7 protein-coding genes are annotated in these 5532 nt (G+C 35.7%); all 7 read left to right on the forward strand.

Features of this window, described 5'->3' with window-relative positions; translation table 11 throughout:
- Positions 1-381: hypothetical protein (locus AUR67_RS21165; RefSeq protein WP_058584741.1), on the forward strand; the 381-nt coding region annotated here is incomplete at its 5' end.
- 207 nt (positions 382-588) lie between these two features.
- Positions 589-1071, forward strand: a complete 483-nt coding sequence (locus tag AUR67_RS07035) for a hypothetical protein (protein ID WP_058584742.1) — start codon at positions 589-591, stop codon at positions 1069-1071.
- Between the two features lie 234 nt (positions 1072-1305).
- Entirely contained in the window at positions 1306-1464 is a 159-nt protein-coding gene (locus AUR67_RS21170) for a hypothetical protein (RefSeq protein WP_161936934.1), read from the forward strand.
- A gap of 113 nt (positions 1465-1577) precedes the next feature.
- On the forward strand, positions 1578-1865 hold the full coding sequence (locus AUR67_RS07040) for a hypothetical protein (RefSeq protein ID WP_152996502.1): 288 nt from the start codon (positions 1578-1580) through the stop codon (positions 1863-1865).
- A gap of 484 nt (positions 1866-2349) precedes the next feature.
- The gene (locus tag AUR67_RS07045) at positions 2350-2853 is read left to right on the forward strand and encodes a hypothetical protein (RefSeq protein ID WP_235591806.1); all 504 of its coding nucleotides are present in this window, start codon (positions 2350-2352) and stop codon (positions 2851-2853) included.
- Positions 2854-3315: 462 nt separating this feature from the next.
- Positions 3316-3798: a hypothetical protein gene (locus tag AUR67_RS07050; protein ID WP_152996504.1), complete on the forward strand. Its 483-nt coding sequence runs from the start codon at positions 3316-3318 to the stop codon at positions 3796-3798.
- Positions 3799-4772: 974 nt separating this feature from the next.
- The coding region (locus AUR67_RS07065; protein WP_058584748.1) for a hypothetical protein at positions 4773-5532 on the forward strand (760 nt) is incomplete at its 3' end.

Raw genomic sequence — 5532 nt, forward strand, 5'->3', positions numbered from 1 at the left:
ATAGAAAAGTTTATCAATATTGTCAATTCTGAAGGAGATTCATTTTTCGATAAACAAAAAGCTTTTGATGAAGACACTGGAGTGATAGATAGTTTCTCAGTGCCTCTATTTTCGAGCTATGATGAATTCGAAGATGCTAAAGCTTCATTAGTATTTTCGATTAACTACACAACTCATTGTAACATATCAGTTTTAGATTACAGTGGAGGTGATAAATTCATGATTGGATATAAACTTAATCGAATGACTGATGAAGGTAAATATAACTATGATTATTTGTATATAGTGCTCCCTAAAGAAGCAAAAATAAATAAAGCGGATAGTGATGGTTTAATAGATGCTTTTTGTCATAATGATTTAAGCTTTAAAAATAAAGAATAATGGTAAGTAGCTTTTATCTATCCAAAGAGGCCAAGCTACATTTTTCCTTCTAAATTATAATACCCACTTCAGTTCAGTCTTTAGTTGAGGTCAATATGAAAGACCTGAACCCATTTTGTGTTCGTTCGATATTGGCTCGGGGAAAAGAAACTAGCATGGTTCATACGGCAACTTCGGCCCATAGATTAGCCATAGGAGATTTAGTTAATGTATGAACTTTATTTTCAGTCCGATTTTATGGGAACCAAAATTGGTTTTTACTTAACACTTGTTTGTTCTGTTCTACTAATATTGTGCTGCCCGAAGATAAAATACTGGTACGAAAATAAACTACAGTTTGAAAAGAAAGTTAACTTCTGGTTTGGCTTCTTATTTGTATTTGGCTTTTTTGTAATGCAGTCACTGTCATTTTATGGCCTAGTATTAAAATCTAATGGCATAGATTCTGGAAATTATTCTACAGTTGAAGGAGCTATTGAAGATATTCAAATTGTTGAAAGAAATAGTAGAGAAGAGGCTTTTACTGTTGATGGAGTACGCTTTAAGTACAATGATTACGGAACAGAAAACTCCTTTTTTGCGAATAGAAAGCATGATTCAGATACAATCCAAGAGGGGCGAGTTGTTAAAATTGCTTACCTTAGAGAAGGAAATGAAAACCTGATTTTTGAGTTGAGCGTAAGAAAGTAAATGTTAGCAAGGATGTGCTCTTTTTAACTCAAGCAAACAACTGCTGGAGGCGTTCTATCAGATCTCCAAGGTGGGCAAATTTGAACATAGTTTTATCACTGCAGCTATTAGAAAGGTGTTGGGAAAATTCAAACCAATGCAACGTATGGGCGTGTAATAATCCAAGCAATTGCTTGGGGACTGTGGATGTGACCACAACAAACCAAGCTCAATATAGTGAAGATTTGTATTAGTATGAGTTTGAGATTTTTTAAAGATGGAACCTTAATCAACGATAATTTAATTGATTATTCTACTGAAATTAACTACGAGTCACAAACAGTGATTGGTAGCAAGTCTCACTTTCGGGTATTGGGTGGTTTTGGGAATAAAGGAGTCATATGCGAAGTATAATTTTTTTGATATCGATAATCCTAAATTTTGTATTAATTTATATAGCTTATGGTTATAACCATGATGAGAATGGGGTTTTTATTCTAGCTAATCCTTATGAAAGAAAGTGTCTAATGGACTGGAAATCTAAAGACCCAAACGTTTCTTATATCAAAGAACATAAAGTGAGCGGTCCTGAGCCTTTTAAGGAAAGTGTCATATTGGAGTTTGGAGGCTACCCTTTAAATGTATCTTTCGAATATGAGTTTTCCTCTTGTTTTAGTGACAGTTTTACTTGGGTAAAATCACTAGAAGAGTTAGATGTTACGGTGGAAATCTTCAAGTCCCAGTCAAAAAGTGTTGGATTCTATAAACCTATGGATTCAGATAGAATACTTGTTTATGGAGATCATGATCACTAAGGGGCCTCAATAGACTTTTAATCTAGAAAAATAGTTGCAATGGGTTAATTTAGCACTTTCTGATTTTGTGTAACTTCCTTTGCTGAAATGAACAGTCTAAACAAATTTGAAGGTTATTTTAAAACCAATAGGGTCAGGTCTTTCTTTTTGCCTTTTAGCTAGTCCAATGTTGTTTATAAGCAATGGTTTAAGAGAAGTTCTCAACGTGTAGGGCATTTTACGATGGGCAAGCACAAACTCCAAAATGGCTTGAAATCGGCAAAGTGTTCGTTCAATTTGGAAAATCTAAAGCAACATCAAGCCGAAAGTTAGCGGTAATTGTCGAGTAAGGAAAAGAATTGGATGATTATTTCAAGCTGCACAATTCAAGCATGAAGTATGGTAGTTGCAAAAAGAAAGACTTGACCCCCATGGTTCTTATATGAATTTTATAAAGTTAGTATTCTATATCATAATGTCAAAACGAGCCCTTATAGTTATAGGTATGACCATTGGTGCTATTATTTATTATTTTACAGGAAGTTATGTATATTCAATTAGTGGTGCTCTTTTGTTGTACATATTTTCTTATTGGAATTTCTTTGGTCCTGTAAGCCTTGCTGTTAAAAGAAGTATTGTAAGGCTAAAGAAAAGGGATTTTGCTATTGATACCTATAGTTTATTCTTTTCGAATGAGGTGAAAGACTTTGGTATTTTGAAAGGGAATTGGTTTCATGGTTATGGTTATATTGACCACTTTACACGTATTTATAAGACTCAAATAGTAGAAAAAGGTATTGCGTTTTACCCGATGACTATTCCTTATTTCCATGTATATATTATACCTTGGAGCACTATTAAAACCGTTAGTCAAAACAGAGATTTCTGTGTAGAGAGTAAAGTAAACCCTGAAGAAACTCTTGAAATCAGCTTTAAAGGTAATGAAAGAATTTTTTTACCAATAAGTTCAGATATGCTTAAGGTGATAAATGAAAGTTTAAGTAAATAAACAGTATTGGCGCCTCGGCCTTCTTTCTCAATAAAAAGCTATCAAATGCGCTGTTAATCCCAGTAGAACTTCGCATTTGCTAACAGCAGACTGTGCAATTTATGTCGGTGCTACTAATGGGGCAAGCACAAGCTCCAGAATGGATTTAAACCGACAAAGTGTTACTTCAATTTGACAAATCTAAAGTGATAGCAAGGCTAAAGTGCGCGCTATTTGTTGAGTAAAGAAAAGAGTTGGATGATTATTTTCAATTACATTATTCGCGTGTAAGTAAGATTGTGGCAAAAAGCAAGACCTGACCCCATGGTTTGGAGCGAACTTTGATTTTGCTGCTGGGAGTGGACTGCTGTTCAAAATGTTGCATCTCATGCAATGGTAGGTGGGGTATCGGCTGTTCTTCAAGGAGGAAAGTTTGGGCATGGATTTGTGAGCTCCTTAGTCACAGCCAGTATGAAGGGATTTATGAACCCTAAAACAGGCACATATGCTGATGCAGTGAGAAGAACAGCAATTGCAGGGGTTGTGGGTGGCACAGTGTCTAAACTTACTGGTGGAAAGTTTGCCAATGGTGCTGTCACCTCAGCAATGCAATGGTGGTATAATGCTGAGGGAAATCCAAAATTTCAGTCCCCTGACGCCCCTTTAATAAAATGGTTTAAAAGTATTTTAGATGGTTCTGAACAATTGGGTAGTTCAATAGAAGGTATAGCGAATGATGTTGGTACTTCTGCTGGAAAGACAATGAACTCTTTGGCAAAAGACCCTGCAAGAACAGCCGCTAACGCTGTTTCTGGGGTGGGTACTTGCGCATTTGCTGTAGGCGCGGGATGTGTTTTAGCTGCTTCCGCAGGAGTAGTAGGTGCTAGTGATATTTTGGAACAAACAACAGGGCTTGATCCTGCCCAACGAGGAGCTGAAAATGTCCTCATGGGGGGGTGGGGTTAATGCGGAAACATCAAAGCAAGCTGCTGCCATAGGAGTAAATATTCCAGGGGTATTAACTGGGGCAGGAGCTACATCTAATATGTTCAGAGCTATTAGTGTCAACCAAACAATTAAGGCTTCAAGTGTTACAAATTCATATCTATCAACTTATAGTGTGAACTCTGCTTATAAAGAGGCGTTAGGCAATTGATTAGAGTAGTTACATTTTTTTTCATAAACTGTTTTCTTATCTCTTGTGGAGAAAGTAGAAATTACTCTTATGCCAGTGGAGTTGTCACCACAATATCATGTGGTGATATTTGGAGGTCAAGTAACGTTTTGAATCTCCAAGTTGTAAGTTCCAAGTTTGATGCTCCAGTTAAATTTACTTCGAAGTTGTGGAATGTTGACTGTGAGCAAGCATTGAGGTTAATTAATAAAGAGCAACGAATTGATTTTCAATACGAGAATGCGGGAAGGAAAGGCCCTATATTAGTGTATTTGAAAATAGAGAGTATTGTAATTGTCGATAATAAATGAAGATGGTCAATTTTTTTGCCTTATCTAAATAAAGGTAAAGGGTATTGCAATAACGTTACCCTATATTTACTTCTCAAATGTGCCGGGCGATGACTGTACCGATTAGGGGGTTATATAAAAACCAATAGGGTCAGATCTTTCTTTTTGCCTTTTAGCTAGTCGAATGTCATATATAAGCAATGGTTTAATAGAAGTTCTCAACATGCTGGGCGTTTTACGATGGGAAAGTACAAGTTACAGAATGGATTTAAACCGGCAAAGTGTTACTCCAATTTGGCAAATCTAAAGCAACATCAAGGCGTAAGTTAGCTGTAATTGTCGAGCAAAGAAAAGAGTTGGGTGATTATTTTCAATTACACTATTCGCGTGTTAGTAAGATTGTTGCAAAAAGCAAGACCTGACCCCTAGATGCTTGCTGACACTGCTACAATTTCAATGACTCCAGCAGGTAAATAATGGACAAAATATTAGAAAAATTTTTACGAAAGCGTAAGCTGGCGATAAAAAATCCTGAAAAGTATAGAAAGGTTTATATAAATAATACAAAAGAGCTTAATTTTTATATTGAGCAAGGAGAAACGAAAAACGGTGTTCCTATAAATGAAAAATTACCATTTTTTAACTGGGAGGTATTAAATACGGAACTGTTAATTCCATGTGATTATTATGAGATGGATGCACAAGCTAGTTTTGTAGATGATAATTTACTAGATTTAGGTAAATTAAATATATGTTTAAGTTATGGATATTACATGCTTACAATACAAAGCTATAAGTTCAAGCGCTTTAGATATCGCTTTAGTCGTGAACCTTTAAGGTTGGTATCACCAACATCGGTATTTCAGCTAAGTATTGCAGTGATATTGAATAATAATGAATATGCTCGCCAAATTTATACCTTATTTCAAGCAGGTTACATGAAGCACTGGGTGAATAGATCAAAAAGTCATATTGGTGATTTTATTATCTTGCTGTTTGATAGGGCCAAAGGTGACAATAACCTAAAACCGATCGTAGATGATTTTGCTTACCAATCTATTATAGATAACTGGGATAGTACAGACTTAACAAAAGTTACCTCTTATCTAAACCAGTTATGTGACGATCAAGTCACTCAGGTTGCATCACCACCGAGTAAGATGTTTTTTGAGTTCGATAATATGAACTGGCAATTTACACCTTATGCTGCACTTATGCTGCTAACGCTAAGAGCAC

Origin of the sequence: Pseudoalteromonas sp. XI10, assembly GCF_001469895.1 — a bacterium.
In the GTDB taxonomy this organism is placed as follows: Bacteria; Pseudomonadota; Gammaproteobacteria; order Enterobacterales; family Alteromonadaceae; genus Pseudoalteromonas.